Source organism: Pseudomonas sp. MF7453, assembly GCF_016405455.1.
In the GTDB taxonomy this organism is placed as follows: Bacteria; Pseudomonadota; Gammaproteobacteria; order Pseudomonadales; family Pseudomonadaceae; genus Aquipseudomonas; species Aquipseudomonas paralactis.
This window is the reverse complement of sequence record NZ_JAEKCN010000006.1, coordinates 149,432-165,612: the sequence shown is the minus strand read 5'-3', so window position 1 is coordinate 165,612 and position 16,181 is coordinate 149,432. Positions and strand designations below refer to the sequence as shown.

The following is a 16,181-nucleotide window of genomic DNA, read 5'->3' as shown; positions in this document are numbered from 1 at the left end:
CGACGCCATGTAAGGGCGTCGCGCACTTTATCCAATCAAGATTGGGCCTTGCGAACATTTGCGTTCAGTTTACTCGCAGGCGTGTAAGCATATTGCCAGCTGACGTTGGCGCCGACGCCGTCGATGAAGTCTTGAAGACCTTTGTGGTTGCCATCACTGAGTTTATAGACGGTCATTCCGCCGCTGATCTGTGGAGGATTGCCACTCTTGATCATCGCCAAGTCCAGGTCCGGGCTATTGGTATTGAAAAGAAATAACTCATTATTACTGGTTTTTTGTATATAAACCGTATGAGCGAAATCTCCCCCTTCATTTGCGTATTTGAAGTTAATAAGCCCCGACTCGGTAATATCGGCAGGGTTGAAAGTGGTCTTCAGGTTGTCGGGCTTGATGTCCATGAGTTCAAGATAACCGGCTGAGTAGTTGCTGGCGCTTTTGCGATTTGTGGCGGCTAGAACGGTATCGTATACCTGAGGCGAAAGAGTTTTTTCAGCTTGCCCCACGCGCATGGATGCTTCGTAACATATCAATCCCTGATTTTCGGGGTTCGCGTGCAGTTTCTCCCAGTTGAATTTCAACTGTTCGTTTGTAACGCTGCGTGGCAGACCTGAAGGTATCAGTGGTACGTCGTATAAACCTTTGACATCAGCGCCGAACACACTGTTTTTTTGAACCCAGGCATCATCATGTTCAAAGACCTTGAACTCCAGATTATTCCTGTCAAGGCTGTGGGTTTTATATTGAGCGTTGAGTTTTTTATCATGGAAAAGTCGAGTCAGGCCACCCTCCATTGCTTCGGCGGTCGAAAAGTTTGCCAGGCCGAAATTGGGGTCATAAAACCAAAATACCTTTTCACCGTCCTTCACCTTGACCCCGGCCGTCATCGCATGGCCTGGCGAGTCGATCATTAACGACTTTTGAGCGGGGGAGTCACTCAACTCTTTTATCATATCTTTATAGGAAAGCTGCCTAGGTGTTTTTCCGGCATGGAAAGCGGTTTGTCCGCCCACTTGGTTCTGAAGCTTTCTCAATGTTTGAGTAAATGCTCGGGAGGCCGGGTCTGTGGGAAACGCCGCCGCGGTGTAGAGGTTTTTGATGAACTCAGCTTCCTTTCCATGCTCCATGGCGGTTGCCATTATTCTGGACAGCGCAGCGCACTGCCCGTCGGACAACTGTAATGTCTGAGTCAGATAGACGACTTGTGGCAGCGGGATCACGGTACCGAAGCGAGGCTCTATATTGTCAATGAACCGCGCCGAACCGGAGCGTCCAAACCTGTACGCAATGTCATCGTATTTTCTTGCGATAATGCCGACTTGCTCAGCAGTGAGCGTGCTGTCGCCAGCCAACTTCATAATGTCTTCTATTTTATTGGCTTTATCCAGGCCAGGCACTTTGTTAGACGCGCCGATAGAGTAACCATTATCAAACTCCGCCGTTCCCCGATGCTTTGTAACGCTGCCTTTCCACTTGTTGACTATCTCATCGCTTATTTTTTTTCCGGGGTCGGCCGCACTCGCCCATCGACCAAATTCTTCCACGTTTATTCGTGCAGAGGGCAAGAAGTCCTTGAGGGGAAGCCCGTAGGGTTGCCGGGTAGCTGTATCAATCGCATACCACTTTCCGTTCTTCTGCGCAGCGACAGTTTCAACGAGTTCTCCATGAATTTTAGCGGTTCCTATCGCGCCGGAATCAAAACCTTTCAACGCTTTTATCACATTATAAGCTTCTGGCGTTGTCCACTTTGCGACTTGACGGGCGGCTAATTTGACCAGGTTTTTTCCGGCAGTCGCGACGCCATTCGCCAGCGTACCAATGCCGTCCAGCGGATTGAGTGCACCGATGGCACCACGACCGAAAATCCTGGCGCCATGCTTGAAATACTTGAATGCGGATGATCCCACTTTCAGAGCCTTGACCCCCTTGGCGGCTGCGCCAAAGGCAACGAAAAAACCGAACACATCAAGGGCAAGGTCAGCAATACCTTCGCCCACTTTGCCCTGCGCGAAGTTATTGACCGCAGAGTAAAAAGGAACAAGGTTCAGGAAAAACTCACCTACTTTTTTATTGGTCGATACTTCAGTGTCGAACGTCGTCATGCCTTGGGCCATCCCTTTGTATGACGGAATGTCGGCAATTTTCAACTTCGCATCCGCGATGTAGCGTGTTCGCTCGCTGAAGAAACTCCTGGGTGTCCTGGCGTCATCTTTTTCATCAAGTAGTTTGTCGGTGTAGTTACCGGGAGGGTCAAGAGGTGCGAGAAGATAAAACGAATCGCCGAGTTGCATCCCTCTTGGAATAGGCGCTCTGGTTTTGGGGGGGAGGGGGGCGATTTTAATGTCATTCAGGTCATCGCGCTTTGTAATAGTATTTTCATACCAGTTTATTTCATAAGTGCATGTATTTTCATCGAGCTTGCTATGCAAAAAAATCCTGCCCGGCGCCTGCTCAAAACTGTTTAGATTGCCTGTAGTAGCGCTTCGATAAACTTTAAAGTATTGACCCACCGTAAGCTGCCCATATTCAATCATTTTTCGGTCAGCCAGGGGGAGCGATGAAATTAAATGTTTAGTTTGCGCACTGATTGCTGCTTCATGGCCATCAACGTAAGCGGAAAACTCACGCTCAAATTCAGTTTTCAGATCTGATAATGACGAGGTTTCCGTACTCAATCTCACCCGAATGGCGGGCAGGCTGATTTTGTTATTGCTTGAGCGCCACTGTATATCGCTGGGTTTGAGCCTGTCTGTCAGGTACAAATCCAACACCGAATAAGGGCCAGGTGAGTCATACCGGGCAGTATCGCGGGTTATGCATTTATCCTGAAGATCATCCAGAGATAGATTCGGCATAAGCGACTGCAACTGTTTCAGCGCTTTTTCATGAAACTTTGGCATCTGCGTTGCAAAAGTCGTGGAGGCTGCGCTCAACTCAGCCACTTGCTCGTTGAATGCGTTGCGTACCTCATCCATCTTTGCGTCTGTATATATGTCATCGTCGCTGGCATCCAAGATACCGTTTACGACGCCCCAGTCTTTCAGAGCCTCATTCTGCGCCAACTGTTCAGTGAGCCTGTCTTCAGGATAAAGCGGGATTTGTTCAGCGCGGGTCATGACCTGTGCAAAGGTCATCTTGCTCGTGGAGCCGGGTGCCTGAGCTTCGATACGGGCCACCGCAGTGCTGAAACTGACCCAGGTGTGCGAGCCAAATTTCACTTCCTCAGGTATTTCTTTAACCAGGAGCGCCGGCGCCTTGCGAGACAACAGCACAAACACAGCGAGAGGAGCGGTTCGGACCGTGGCTTTTCCTACACGAATCAAGTGATCACTCAGGGCGCCTCGTAGGGCGGATGCACTTTTACCCCCGAGGTAGGGGCTGGCCAAGTCGAATCCAGCGACCTTGGTTCTCGTTGAGGCGGGCGGGTTCGTGAACACGCTTTCGCTGTCCAAGGAAGTTTGAAGCGCGGCAAGCATCCACTCCATGAGAGAGTCAGGCGAAGCTATTTCGCCCAGTTCTGACCTTGCTCTCATGCCCAAAACCCGTGGTTTGGTGGACTTGAGAATGTCGTTAAGTACTTGATGAGGATCATCATTGAGGGTGCCGGCCTCCCAATGAACGTTACGGGTCCAATGAGCGAGCAAGTGGTCGTCTTGCTCATCTTTCAAATCATGGCGTATTACAGAATGAAGCTTGCGCTGATCTTCGTTGCTTAACAGCGTTGGCCAGGAAAGCGCACCGCCCAGATCTCCTAGAGCAGGCTTTACCGCAGGTACACTTAGCAATGCTTTGGCCACTCCCATGAGCTGGTCATAGTTGGTGGGTAGCTCTATACCTTGATCTTCCATAAATCGGTGCAGACTTACGGTCGCCCCTGGCATCAGGTTGTGTTCTCGAAAATAGGATGAGGCGGGATCGACCGTAAATACGGTGTTTTTCAATGCCTCCTGCTGGTCCGATCCAAAAAGCTGTGTACGCTCTTCGGCAGTGCCAAAGGGCACTACGGAGTTCGATAGCTTTCCCAGCTTCGCAACAAGGCTGGCTGTTATTTGACCACTCACAGCCCTGCGATTATTCAAGTCACCCAGTTGAGTCTGTTGCAGACTCAGGCTCTCCCTGAAAGGGCTATGCAAATCGGCTGGTTCGAAAGGGGGCCCTTCCAGCACTTGTTCAGCATACGCGTTCAAGATGTCCTTCTGAGCGGGCTTGGGAGTGGCGCGATCAATGGGCACATGCTTGTGGTAAAAAAAAGCGATGTCTTGCACTTGGGCTGTATCACTTTTCCCCACCGTAACAACCCCGCCGTAGGGCGTGAGCGCCTTGGCGGCACTGATGAGCAGAGGCCAGCCAGGAAAGTCATAGACACTGACAGCGCCGCCCGCCGAGTCGGAAATGAGGGTGCCGTCGCGGGCATTGATCTTGAGGGGGAAGGATAGGTCAATGCCCTTATCGACTGACCACTCCAGCATTGCGCGGCTTTGAATAATGTTATGTAGATGCCTTCGCCATTGTCCGAAAGAAGAGTCCGGCGGAATGTTTTCAATGTTTAGCTTTTTATAATCCAGATGATGTTTGTCAATGATCGAATTTTTCAGCGCATTGGCATACATCCTCGTCAAGGCCCTGTCGCCCGCTGCCTGAGGTGTTTCATCAGAGGGTTCCCTGACTACAGGTGCCTCGATCATGGGTGAGGGAGAGGCGATGAGCGCTTGTGCGTGGAGCCCGGCAGGCGGGGCTCCGGTCTGCACAATAAACGGGGTTACAGTGGAAGAGGACGTTATCACTGACGGAATTCTCCTGATCGATGCCGCTTGAATTTTTTTTCATACGTAACGCGTTAACGTTTTGTGGAAAAAAAACCGCATCGATTCCATCTGTTCAACGTGGCGCCATGACAATTCATTACACAGCGGCGTGCATGGCTACGCCTGGATCATGTCCCGCACCGTGGCGGTCAATAAATCAAAGGTGAAGGGCTTGGTGATCAGTTGCATGCCGGGGTCCAGGAACCCTCCGCGTACCGCCGCGTGTTCGGCATATCCAGTGATGAAAAGCACCTTCAGCTGCGGGCGAATCTGGCGGCCGATCTCCGCCAATTGTCGGCCGTTCATACCCGGCAAACCTACGTCACTGATCATCAGATCGATACGTTGCTCTGATTCAATGATCGGCAACGCTGAGTCGGCATCCTGCGCTTCGACGAAGCCATAACCCAACTCTTTGAGTACGGTGCTGACCAACACCCGTACGGCCGGGTCATCCTCGACGATCAAGACGGTCTCACCGGTAGTGGCAAAGGGTAGCGATGTTGGATTGAGCGTCTCCTGAGGCTTCATCTCGCCGATACAGCGCGGCAGGAACAAACTCACCGTGGTGCCTTTGCCAATTTCGCTATGAATGGTCACATGGCCGTGGGATTGGCGAGCAAAGCCATAGATCATCGACAGCCCAAGCCCCGTGCCCTGGCCGATCGGCTTGGTGGTGAAGAACGGATCAAACACCCGGCCCATCAAGTGTTCCGGGATGCCGCAGCCGGTGTCACTGACGCTCAGTTCTACATAATCACCCGGCTTTAACGTGCCGTAAGCGGCAGTGAACACGCTGTCCAAGTGCCGGTTAGTGGTTTCAACCGTCAGGCGGCCGCCACCGGGCATGGCATCGCGAGCGTTGATCACCAGGTTGAGAAGGGCGCTTTCCAGTTGATTGGGATCGGCTTCGGCGGTCCACAAGGCATTGTCCAGACGCATGTCGAGGGCAATGCTTTCATTGATGCTGCGCTGCAGTAACTCACCCATGGAGGTCACGAGCTGGTTGATCGCCACCGGCTTGGAATCCAGGGACTGGCGGCGCGAAAACGCCAGCAGGCGGTGGGTGAGGCTGGCGGCACGGTTGGCGGAGGTCACGCCCAAGTCGATCAGGCTATCCAGGTCATCCAGCTTGCCGCGCGACACACGCCTGCGCAGCAGCTCCAGGCTGCCGATGATCCCGGTGAGCATATTGTTGAAATCATGGGCGATACCCCCAGTCAACTGGCCGACGGCCTCCATTTTTTGCGATTGGCGCAACGCTTCCTCGTTGTTGCGCAGTTGCGCAGTGCGCTCTTCCACTTGTTGCTCAAGGGTCTCCAGCGTGCGCTGCAAACGCAGCTCGCTCTGGCTCAAGTCGATCAGCCGGTCGCGCGCCTCGTATTGGCGTCGACGACCGCGCAGGGCGGTACTGACCAGACTGATCAGCGTCACGGGGTGGAACGGACGCTCCAGGAACGTCACGTTGCCCAGCAGCCCGCTCAAGTGTGAAGAACCGTTTTGCTCACTGCCGCCGTGATGGGTCATCAACACGATAGGCAGGTCCGACCAGGCCGGCTGCTGGTGCAGGAACTCAAGCAACGGCTCCATGTTCACGCCACGCAAGGCTTCGGCCGCAATGATGAGCAGGCCCGCACCCTCGTTCAGAGCTGTGCACAAATCGTCGAGACTGCCGGCAACCACACCGTGGTAGCCAGCTTCCTTGAGCATCATCAGCGCCAGCGAACTGTCTCGCCCCAGAGGCGCAAGGATGATGGCTCGTTCGAAGGCAGAAGGCAGCGGGGTCACACGTCCTCTTCCTTGAGCAGGGGCGAACCGGCGCCCATGTAGGTCGGGATGCCGCGCAACACGCCCTGGAAATTGTCCAGGGGTTGGCCGACGGTCATGCCGCGGCTGCTGATGCGGTACTCGCGTATGGTCGATTCATGGGTGCCGGTGCGTTTCTTGATGATCGAAATGGCGCGGCGAACCTTGCCCAATGCCTCGAAGTAGCGCAGCAGGATGACGGTGTCGGCCAGGTAGGTAATGTCTACCGGGGTCTGCATGTCGCCGACCAGGCCGTGTTGTGCCACCGTCATGAAGGTCGCAGCGCCGCGGCGGTTCAGATACAGCAGCAGTTCGTGCATATGCAGGATCAGGGCATTTTCTTCCGGCATCGCTGCCTGGTAACCGTTGATACTGTCGATTACTACCGTCTTGATGCCGCGTTCGTCCACGCAACGCCTTACCCGGTGCGAAAATTCGCCGGGGGACAGTTCAGCCGCGTCGACTTGTTCGATCAGCAGATTCCCGGTGGCTTGCAGCGCCGCCAGATCAATGCCCATGTTGTTCATGCGTTCAAACAACAGGCCCATCTCTTCGTCAAAGATGAACAGAGCAGCCTTTTCCCCGCGCTCCACGGCGGCGGCGGCGAAAATCATCGAGATCAGCGATTTGCCGGTACCGGCCGGGCCGAGGATCAAGCTGCTGGAGCCGGTCTCGATGCCGCCGCCCATCAAGGCATCCAGTTCGCTGATGCCGCTGCTCATGGTTTCGCGTTTATAGCCTCCACGGTGCTCGGCGGCCACCAGGCGCGGGAATACATGCACACCATCGCCCATGATGGTGAAATCATGAAAGCCGCCACGGTATTTCTGCCCCCGATACTTGACCACCCGCACCCGACGGCGCTCGGCGCCGTAGTTGGGGGTCAGTTCTTCCAGACGAATGACGCCGTGGGCCACGCTGTGTACGGTTTTGTCGAGCGATTCGGTGGTCAGGTCGTCCAGCAGCAACACTGTGGCGTCATAACGCACGAAGTAGTGCTTGATCGCCAGGATTTGCCGGCGATAGCGCAGTGAGCTTTGCGCCAGCAGACGAATCTCCGACAGGCTGTCGACCACCACGCGGGTCGGTTTGACGCGTTCCACTACTTCGAAAATCTATCGGGTGGCTTCGCCCAGCTCCAGATCGGAGGAATACAGCAAGCTCTGCTGATGCTCTGCATTGAGCAGGCTTTCGGGTGGGGTCAATTCGAAGATATGGATGTTGTCGTCCAGGTCCCAACCATGGGACTTGGCACCCTGGCGCAGTTCCCGCTCGGTTTCGGACAAGGTGATATACAGGGATTTTTCACCGTTTTTCGCCCCTGCCTGCAAGAAGTGCAGGGCGACAGTGGTCTTACCGGTGCCCGGCTCACCTTCAAGGAGAAACAAATGGCTACGTGATAGCCCGCCGGAAAGAATGTCATCAAGACCTTCGATGCCGGTGGCCGCCTTTTCACTTAAAAGCGCATTGGATGTAGACAAGAAGTGCCCTCAGGTCACGTACAAGTTGGGTGCGCGCCGAAAAGGTGCGCCATATTCACTTGACCGTAGCGGTTTGTGGCGGTTCAACGTTTCTTCACAATTGCAGCCGTGAAGGCGCGAGCTTGCTCGCGAAGAACGTCAACGATAACGCGGGTATGCTGGTTAAACAGGGTGTTCTGGATTTTTCGCGAGCAAGCTCGCTCCTACAGGCCCTGCTGTAGCGCCGGATCATCCGGGTTCTGTTGCTCCAACTGTGCCAGCAGCACCTGGACGTTCTGCAATTGGCCACTCTCTTTCCAGTAGTTGACCAGCAGTACACGCGCTTTGCGATTGGCCGGGTGGCGCTGAACGATCTCTTCCAACTGGCGCTGGGCGGCTTCCAGTTCGTCTTGGTCATGCAAGGTGGTGGCCAGGTCAAAGCGATAATCCTGATTGTTCGGTTCCAGCTCCACCGCTTTGGACAGGCCGAGCAAAGCATAAGGGCGCTCGCCGTGGTGCAGCAACCACATGCCCAAGGCATGTTGCAGATAGGCCGACTCCGGATGCGCCGCCAATTGCTGCGCCAACAGCTGGCGCGACTCTTCGGTTTTGCCTTGCTTGTCCAGCAGTTCGATTTGCGCCACGCCTGCTTGCAGGTTGTCCGGTTCCAGACGCATCGCCTGCTCCAGCGCGTCTTGCGCCGGAGCCAGCATGGCGCTGTGGATGTACAGACGCGCCAGCTGGATCCAGCCTTGCGCGCTTTCAGGCTGGGCCTTGAGGGTTTTCACAAACTCGTCGAGTACCTGCTGCAAGGGGCCGAAATACAAGCCCAGGGTGTCTGGCGACAGGCCGAGCAGGGCATTGGCCGCAGCAAAGCGCACCGACTGTTCGGGATCATCCAGCACCGGACCAAGCAACAGTGTGCGCTGGCCGGTGGGCACCAGGCCGACGATGCTGTGGATCGCCGCCTCACGTACCAGCGCAGATTCATCGGCCAGGTCCTTATCCGCCAGCTTCAACGCTTGGGGGCTGGGGTAATTGGGCAATTGGGCGTGCAGGGCAGCGCGGCGCTCAGGCGACAGATCAGGCCGCCCCAACTGTTGGTACAACACGCGCGCAGCGCCTGGCTCGCCGTTCTGCGCCTGTTTCAACGCCTTGGAATAACCGTGGGCAATGGCGGGGGCCACGGTGGCTTGAGGGGAGCGAGAGAAAAACCAAAGGGTCGATACGATCAACAACAGGGCGCACAGGCCGATGATGGCGTTACGGCGTGACTTTGACATGCGGGCGTCCGAAAGCTTTGGTGGCTAGTACAAAGCCATCAGCTTCGGTCAGTGCAGGGCGAGTGTCAAACCCGCAGGTGATGCGCAGCAGTCTCAGGCTTTTTTGGGAGCGCTAGCAAGCTTGCTTGCCACCCTCAGGTCAGTACGTAATCCACTGGCTGCGGCGCAGCAGGCAAGTCGGCTTCACCGAGAGCCGCAAGAATCTCGCGCTCCAGGGTGCGCAGGATGGCATCGCACGGCAGGTCGTTTTCGTCGAAGCCAAATGGGTCCTCCAATTCATCGCCGATCGCATCCAAACCAAAGAAGGTGTAGCTGACGATCGCGGTGAACACCGGTGTCAACCAGCCCAGCGGTTCGGCCATGGCGAAGGGCAACAGGATGCAGAACAGGTAAATGGTGCGGTGTAGCAGCAAGGTATAGGGGAAGGGCAGCGGGGTAGTCTTGATGCGCTCGCAGGACGCCTGCACTTGGCTGAGGCTGACCAACCTGGCTTCCAGCTGCGTGTAGCGCCATTCGCTGATCACACCCTGCCGGGCGAGCACGCACAACCGCGCACCGAGCATTTGCAGCACGCTGTCGGGCAGGTTGGGGTGGCTCGGATGCACGGTGACCCAGGGCTGTATGGCGCGCACCTCATCCTCATGGCGCAAATGCGCGATCAAGCCATGGGCAAAACCGCATAGCTCATGCAGCAGCCCGGCCCGTTCGGGGGTGTCGCCCAGCACCTGGGTTTCACGAATCAGCGAGCGTACCTCAATGATCATTTGCCCCAGTTGCTTGCGGCCTTCCCACCAGCGGTCATAGCAGGCGTTATTGCGAAAACTCATGAAAATCGACAACGACAAGCCCAGCAAGGTAAAGGGCGTGGCGTTGACCCTGGAAAAGTAAGCGGGGTGCAGGGTTTCCACCAGCACAATGACCGAAGCCAGCAGCGTGACCAACAGGCTGCGCCAGGCGATGCGCTTGGCAATCGAGCCCTTGAGGGAAAACAGGATGCCCAACACGTTGGGCTTGGGGCGAACGATCATGGCAGGCTTCTGTAAGAGTGCAGGCCATCAGGGTAGAAGCTGGTATGCAGAGCGTCCAATCACTTGGATCGACCGTCTGATCGTTGGGATCAATGATCGCCGGTTGGCCAAACCAGTCAGCCAAGTTGAAGGCTTTGACCATTGCCCCTGCAACGCTCTGGAGCGACTATTTCAGCCGATTTATCCAGTTAAAAGTCCTGAAAATAAAAACACAGAAGGATTGAAACGATGCGTGAGTACCTGGCCGCCACCACCGAGTTTGATTATCAGCGCACTGTCGATGCCGCACTGGCCGGCAACCTGCAGGCGCTCAACGCCTGCGTGGAGTGCTGTGACCGCCATGCGCTGCCGGGGCGCATCGCATTGTTCTGGGAGGGCCGGGACGGGCGCAGTTCCACGTCGACCTTTACCGAACTGCAGGACCAGGCCGCACGCTTCGCCAATTTCCTTCTCGCACAGGGCGTCAAGCGCGGTGACAAGGTGGCCGGGCTGTTGCCACGTACGGCCGAATTGCTGGTGGTCGTGTTGGCCACCTGGCGCATCGGCGCGGTTTATCAGCCGCTGTTTACGGCCTTCGGCCCCAAGGCCATTGAACATCGACTGACCAGCTCAGGCGCCGCGCTGGTGGTCACCGACGCGGTGAACCGCGCCAAGCTGGCCGAAGTCGCCGGTTGCCCGACCATTGTCACTGTCACCGGGGCCAAGGGCGAGGGCATCGTGCGCGGCGACTTCAGCTTCTGGGCCGAGCTGCCCAACTATTCCAACGTCTGCGAGCCGGTGTTGCTGGGCGCGGATGATCCGTTCCTGCTGATGTTCACCTCGGGCACCACTGGCCCCTCCAAGGCTCTGGCGGTGCCGCTCAAGGCGATTGTCGCGTTCCAGGGGTACATGCGCGACGCCGTCGACCTGCGCCCAGAAGACGCGTTCTGGAACGTCGCCGACCCAGGCTGGGCCTACGGCATCTATTTCGGTGTGACCGGGCCGTTGTCCATGGGGCATCCGATCACCTTCTACGATGGCCCGTTCACCCTGGAAAGCACCTGCCGGGTCATCAATAAATACGCGATCACCAACCTGACCGGCTCGCCCACAGCGTATCGCCTGCTGATTGCCGGGGGCGAGCAGTTCGCCCGCTCAATCAAGGGCAAGCTGCGCATCGTCAGCAGTGCCGGCGAGCCGTTGAACCCGGAGGTGATCCGTTGGTTCGCCGACAACCTGGACGTGACCATCCACGATCACTACGGCCAGACCGAGCTGGGCATGGTGCTGTGCAATCACCACGGCCTGACGCATCCGGTGCATGTGGGCTCGGCGGGGTTCGCTTCACCCGGGCATCGCATTGTGGTGCTGGATGACAACTACCAGGAATTGCCCGCCGGCCAACCGGGCATTCTGGCCATCGACCGCGAACAATCGCCGATGTGCTGGTTCGCCGGCTACGACGGTGTGAAGACCAAAGCCTTCGTCGGCAAGTACTACCTCAGCGGCGATACCGTGGAGTTGAACCCCGATGGCAGTATCAGCTTTGTGGGGCGCAGCGATGACGTGATCACCACCTCCGGCTACCGCGTAGGGCCGTTCGATGTGGAAAGCGCTCTGGTTGAGCACCCGGCGGTGATCGAGGCCGCCGTGGTCGGCAAGCCTTGCCCTGAGCGTACCGAGTTGGTGAAAGCCTTCGTGGTGCTCAGCGAGCAATACCGCGCCACCCCGGAACTGGCCGAAGAGCTGCGCCTGCATGTACGTCAGCGCCTGGCCGCTCATGCTTACCCACGGGAAATCGAATTTGTCAGCGACTTGCCCAAAACCCCAAGCGGCAAGCTGCAACGCTTTATTTTGCGCAATCAGGAAATAGCCAAAGCCCAGGCGGCCGTGGCTTGACCCCACTCAAAGGACATAACGATGCAGATTGAAAACAAGGTATTTCTGGTCAGCGGCGGTGCTTCGGGCCTCGGTGCGGCCACGGCTGACATGCTCATCGCGGCCGGTGCCAAGGTGATGCTGGTGGACTTGAACGCCGACGCGGTTGCGGCAAAGGCCACACAACTGGGCGACAACGCCCGCAGCACCGTCGCGGATATCAGTCAGGAAGCGGCTGCCGAAGCGGCCGTTAAAGCGGCTGTCGAGGCGTTTGGAGGCTTGCATGGGTTGATCAACTGCGCGGGTGTGGTGCGCGGCGAGAAAATCCTCGGCAAGAACGGCCCTCACGGGCTGGCCAGCTTTGCCCAGGTGATCAACGTCAACCTGATCGGCAGCTTCAACCTGTTGCGCCTGGCCGCTGCGGCGATCGCAGAAACCGAAGCCAATGCCGACGGCGAACGCGGTGTGATCATCAATACCGCCTCGGTGGCGGCGTTCGATGGGCAGATCGGCCAGGCTGCGTATGCCGCGTCCAAAGGCGCGATTGCCAGTTTGACCTTGCCCGCCGCACGGGAACTGGCGCGTTTCGGTATCCGCGTGATGACCATCGCCCCGGGCATTTTCGAAACCCCGATGATGGCCGGCATGACCCCAGAAGTACGTGACTCCCTTGCCGCCGGCGTGCCGTTTCCGCCACGCCTGGGCAAACCCGACGAATATGCCGCGCTGGTGCGACATATCCTTGAAAACAGCATGCTTAATGGCGAGGTGATCCGTCTCGACGGCGCCTTGCGCATGGCCGCCAAGTAAGGAACGGCTGTATGAACGACCCTATTGTGATTGTCAGCGCCGTGCGCACGCCCATGGGCGGGTTTCAGGGCGATCTCAAAAGCCTGACCGCACCGCAGCTGGGCGCGGCGGCGATTCGTGCCGCCGTTGAACGGGCCGGTCTCGCCACCGATGCCGTGGATGAGGTGCTGTTTGGTTGCGTGCTGCCGGCCGGTCTCGGGCAGGCACCGGCACGCCAGGCGGCCCTGGGCGCGGGGCTGGATAAAGGCACCCGCTGCACCACCCTGAACAAAATGTGCGGCTCGGGCATGGAGGCGACGATTCTGGCCCATGATTCACTGCGCGCCGGCAGTGTCGATGTGGTGATCGCAGGCGGTATGGAAAGCATGTCCAACGCCCCGTACCTGCTGGATCGTGCACGCAGTGGCTACCGCATGGGCCACGGCAAGGTGCTTGACCATATGTTCCTCGACGGCCTGGAAGACGCCTACGCCAAGGGCCGCCTGATGGGCACTTTTGCCGAAGATTGCGCCGAGCATAACGGCTTTACCCGGGAAGCTCAGGATGCCTTCGCGATCACCTCCCTGACACGCGCGCAGGAGGCCATCACCCATGGCAGCTTCGCCAGCGAGATCGTGCCGGTGCAGGTCACCGTGGGCAAGGAACAAAAAACCATCTTGCACGATGAACAGCCGCCTAAAGCCAGGCTGGACAAGATCGCCAGCTTGAAACCGGCGTTCCGTGAAAGCGGCACCGTCACCGCGGCCAACTCCAGCTCGATCTCCGACGGCGCTGCGGCATTGCTGCTGATGCGCGAGTCCGAGGCCCACAAACGTGGCCTCAAGCCTTTGGCGGTGATCCACGGGCACGCGGCATTTGCCGATGAGCCGGGGCTGTTTCCGGTGGCGCCGGTGGGGGCGATCCGCAAGCTGATGAGCAAAACCGGCTGGAGCCTGGAAGACGTCGACCTGTTTGAAATCAACGAAGCCTTTGCTGTGGTGAGCCTGGTGACCATGAGCAAGCTTGAGATCCCTCACGACAAGGTCAACGTGCATGGCGGTGCCTGCGCCTTGGGCCATCCCATTGGTGCTTCGGGTGCGCGAATCCTGGTGACACTGCTGTCGGCCCTGCGCCAGAGGGGCCTCAAGCGTGGCGTCGCGGCCATTTGCATCGGCGGCGGTGAAGCCACGGCCATGGCCGTTGAATGCCTCTACTAAGGATGACTTATGCTGCCCAATGACGAACAACTGCAAATCAGCGACGCCGCCCGGCAATTTGCCCAGGAACGCTTGAAGCCGTTCGCCGCCGAGTGGGATCGCGAGCATCGCTTTCCCAAAGAAGCCATCGCTGAAATGGCCGAGCTGGGCTTTTTCGGCATGTTGGTGCCGGAGCAGTGGGGCGGTTGTGACACCGGCTACCTGGCCTACGCCATGGCCCTGGAAGAAATCGCCGCAGGCGACGGTGCGTGCTCGACGATCATGAGCGTGCATAACTCGGTGGGCTGCGTGCCGATCCTTAAATTCGGCAATGACCAGCAAAAGGCCGAGTTCCTCACGCCCCTGGCCAGCGGCACCATGCTCGGTGCCTTCGCATTGACCGAACCCCAGGCGGGCTCCGATGCCAGCAGCCTGAAGACCCGTGCGCGTCTTGAACGCGATCACTATGTACTCAATGGCTGCAAACAGTTCATCACCTCTGGGCAAAACGCCGGGGTCGTGATTGTGTTTGCCGTCACTGACCCGGCAGCGGGCAAACGCGGGATCAGCGCCTTCATCGTCCCCACTGACTCACCGGGCTATAGCGTGGCACGGGTCGAAGACAAACTCGGGCAACATGCGTCCGACACTTGCCAGATCCTGTTTGAAGACGTGAAGGTGCCTGTGGCCAATCGCCTGGGCGAGGAGGGCGAGGGCTACAAGATCGCCCTGGCCAACCTTGAGGGCGGCCGAGTCGGCATCGCGTCCCAGTCGGTAGGCATGGCCCGCGCCGCCTTCGAAGCGGCCCGTGACTATGCCCGTGAGCGGGAAAGCTTCGGCAAGCCGTTGATCGAACACCAGGCCGTCGCCTTTCGCCTGGCCGACATGGCCACGCAGATTGCTGTGGCCCGGCAGATGGTGCATTACGCCGCGGCCCTGCGTGACAGCGGCCAGCCGGCGCTGGTGGAGGCGTCCATGGCCAAGTTGTTTGCCTCGGAAATGGCTGAGAAAGTCTGCTCGGCCGCCTTGCAAACCCTGGGCGGTTACGGTTACCTGAGCGACTTTCCCCTGGAGCGGATCTACCGCGATGTGCGGGTCTGCCAGATTTACGAAGGCACCAGCGATATCCAACGCATGGTCATCTCACGCAATCTTTAAGGAGTCGATACATGAGCTACGAAACCATCCTGCTTGACGTCCAGGGCCGCGTCGGGCTGATTACCCTCAACCGTCCCGAGGCGTTGAATGCGCTGAATGCGCAACTGGTCAGCGAACTGAACCAGGCGCTGGATAGCCTGGAAGCCAACCCGGAAATCGGCTGCATCGTGCTGACCGGCTCGAAAAAAGCCTTTGCGGCCGGTGCCGACATCAAGGAAATGGCCGAGCTGACCTACCCGCAGATCTACATGGACGACCTGTTCAGCGACAGCGACCGGGTGGCCAACCGCCGCAAGCCAATCATCGCCGCGGTGAACGGCTTTGCCCTGGGTGGCGGCTGTGAACTGGCGCTGATGTGCGACTTTATCCTGGCCGGTGACAATGCCAAATTCGGCCAGCCGGAAATCAACCTCGGCGTGCTGCCGGGCATGGGCGGCACACAGCGTCTGACCCGCGCCGTGGGCAAAGCCAAGGCCATGGAAATGTGCCTGACCGGGCGCTTTATCGATGCCGTCGAAGCCGAGCGTTGTGGGATTGTGGCGCGTATCGTGCCGGCCGATGAACTGCTGGAAGAAGCGCTGAAAGTCGCGACCCTGATCGCCGGTAAGTCAGTGCCGATCAGCATGATGGTCAAGGAGAGCGTGAACCGCGCCTTTGAAGTCAGCCTGTCCGAAGGCGTGCGCTTTGAGCGCCGGGTGTTCCACGCGGCGTTCGCGACCCAGGATCAGAAGGAAGGCATGGCCGCATTCGTGGCCAAGCGGGCGCCGGCGTTCAAGGATAAGTAAACCCTGCCAAACGCCGC

At 57.9% G+C, this 16,181-nt stretch carries 9 protein-coding genes and 1 pseudogene; 5 read left to right on the top strand and 5 right to left on the bottom strand.

From position 1 onward, the window contains the following. Positions 1–35: 35 nt before the first annotated feature. From JFT63_RS11580 to JFT63_RS11560, 5 genes and pseudogenes are all read right to left on the bottom strand, one after another. Complete coding sequence (locus JFT63_RS11580; RefSeq protein ID WP_198843983.1) at positions 36–4,607, bottom strand: hypothetical protein; 4,572 nt, start codon at positions 4,605–4,607, stop codon at positions 36–38. 312 nt (positions 4,608–4,919) lie between these two features. Beyond that, entirely contained in the window at positions 4,920–6,590 is a 1,671-nt protein-coding gene (locus JFT63_RS11575) for an ATP-binding protein (RefSeq protein WP_057703057.1), read from the bottom strand. After that, positions 6,587–8,089 (bottom strand): annotated as a pseudogene (locus JFT63_RS11570) (ATPase domain-containing protein). The gene JFT63_RS11575 and the pseudogene JFT63_RS11570 overlap by 4 nt, the downstream one beginning before the upstream one ends. 203 nt (positions 8,090–8,292) lie before the next feature. Next, positions 8,293–9,351, bottom strand: a complete 1,059-nt coding sequence (locus JFT63_RS11565; RefSeq protein WP_057703055.1) for a tetratricopeptide repeat protein — start codon at positions 9,349–9,351, stop codon at positions 8,293–8,295. Between the two features lie 134 nt (positions 9,352–9,485). Continuing rightward, complete coding sequence (locus JFT63_RS11560; RefSeq protein ID WP_057703054.1) at positions 9,486–10,379, bottom strand: bestrophin family protein; 894 nt, start codon at positions 10,377–10,379, stop codon at positions 9,486–9,488. 228 nt (positions 10,380–10,607) lie between these two features. Here JFT63_RS11560 and JFT63_RS11555 point away from each other — a divergent pair, with 228 nt between their 5' ends. Genes JFT63_RS11555 through JFT63_RS11535 form a run of 5 tightly spaced genes read left to right on the top strand, consistent with a single transcriptional unit; the run spans position 10,608 to position 16,164 of the window. Then, the gene (locus JFT63_RS11555) at positions 10,608–12,257 is read left to right on the top strand and encodes an AMP-binding protein (RefSeq protein WP_198843982.1); all 1,650 of its coding nucleotides are present in this window, start codon (positions 10,608–10,610) and stop codon (positions 12,255–12,257) included. 21 nt (positions 12,258–12,278) lie between these two features. After that, a complete protein-coding gene (locus JFT63_RS11550) occupies positions 12,279–13,046 on the top strand; it encodes an SDR family NAD(P)-dependent oxidoreductase (protein ID WP_057703052.1) in 768 nt (255 codons plus the stop codon). An 11-nt stretch (positions 13,047–13,057) separates the two neighbouring features. Next, a complete protein-coding gene (locus JFT63_RS11545; RefSeq protein ID WP_198843981.1) occupies positions 13,058–14,242 on the top strand; it encodes an acetyl-CoA C-acyltransferase in 1,185 nt (394 codons plus the stop codon). 9 nt (positions 14,243–14,251) lie between these two features. Then, a complete protein-coding gene (locus tag JFT63_RS11540) occupies positions 14,252–15,379 on the top strand; it encodes an acyl-CoA dehydrogenase (protein ID WP_057703050.1) in 1,128 nt (375 codons plus the stop codon). 11 nt (positions 15,380–15,390) lie between these two features. Further along, on the top strand, positions 15,391–16,164 hold the full coding sequence (locus JFT63_RS11535; RefSeq protein WP_057703049.1) for an enoyl-CoA hydratase: 774 nt from the start codon (positions 15,391–15,393) through the stop codon (positions 16,162–16,164). The last annotated feature ends 17 nt before the right edge of the window (positions 16,165–16,181 follow it).

What these genes read in the sequence shown, in the direction of transcription:
- JFT63_RS11565 (WP_057703055.1), bottom strand. Translation starts at nt 9,351, where the DNA reads ATGTCAAAGTCACGCCGTAACGCCATCATCGGCCTGTGCGCCCTGTTG.
- JFT63_RS11580 (WP_198843983.1), bottom strand. Translation starts at nt 4,607, where the DNA reads ATGTATGCCAATGCGCTGAAAAATTCGATCATTGACAAACATCATCTG.
- JFT63_RS11545 (WP_198843981.1), top strand. Translation starts at nt 13,058, where the DNA reads ATGAACGACCCTATTGTGATTGTCAGCGCCGTGCGCACGCCCATGGGC.
- JFT63_RS11560 (WP_057703054.1), bottom strand. Translation starts at nt 10,379, where the DNA reads ATGATCGTTCGCCCCAAGCCCAACGTGTTGGGCATCCTGTTTTCCCTC.
- JFT63_RS11540 (WP_057703050.1), top strand. Translation starts at nt 14,252, where the DNA reads ATGCTGCCCAATGACGAACAACTGCAAATCAGCGACGCCGCCCGGCAA.
- JFT63_RS11535 (WP_057703049.1), top strand. Translation starts at nt 15,391, where the DNA reads ATGAGCTACGAAACCATCCTGCTTGACGTCCAGGGCCGCGTCGGGCTG.
- JFT63_RS11550 (WP_057703052.1), top strand. Translation starts at nt 12,279, where the DNA reads ATGCAGATTGAAAACAAGGTATTTCTGGTCAGCGGCGGTGCTTCGGGC.
- JFT63_RS11555 (WP_198843982.1), top strand. Translation starts at nt 10,608, where the DNA reads ATGCGTGAGTACCTGGCCGCCACCACCGAGTTTGATTATCAGCGCACT.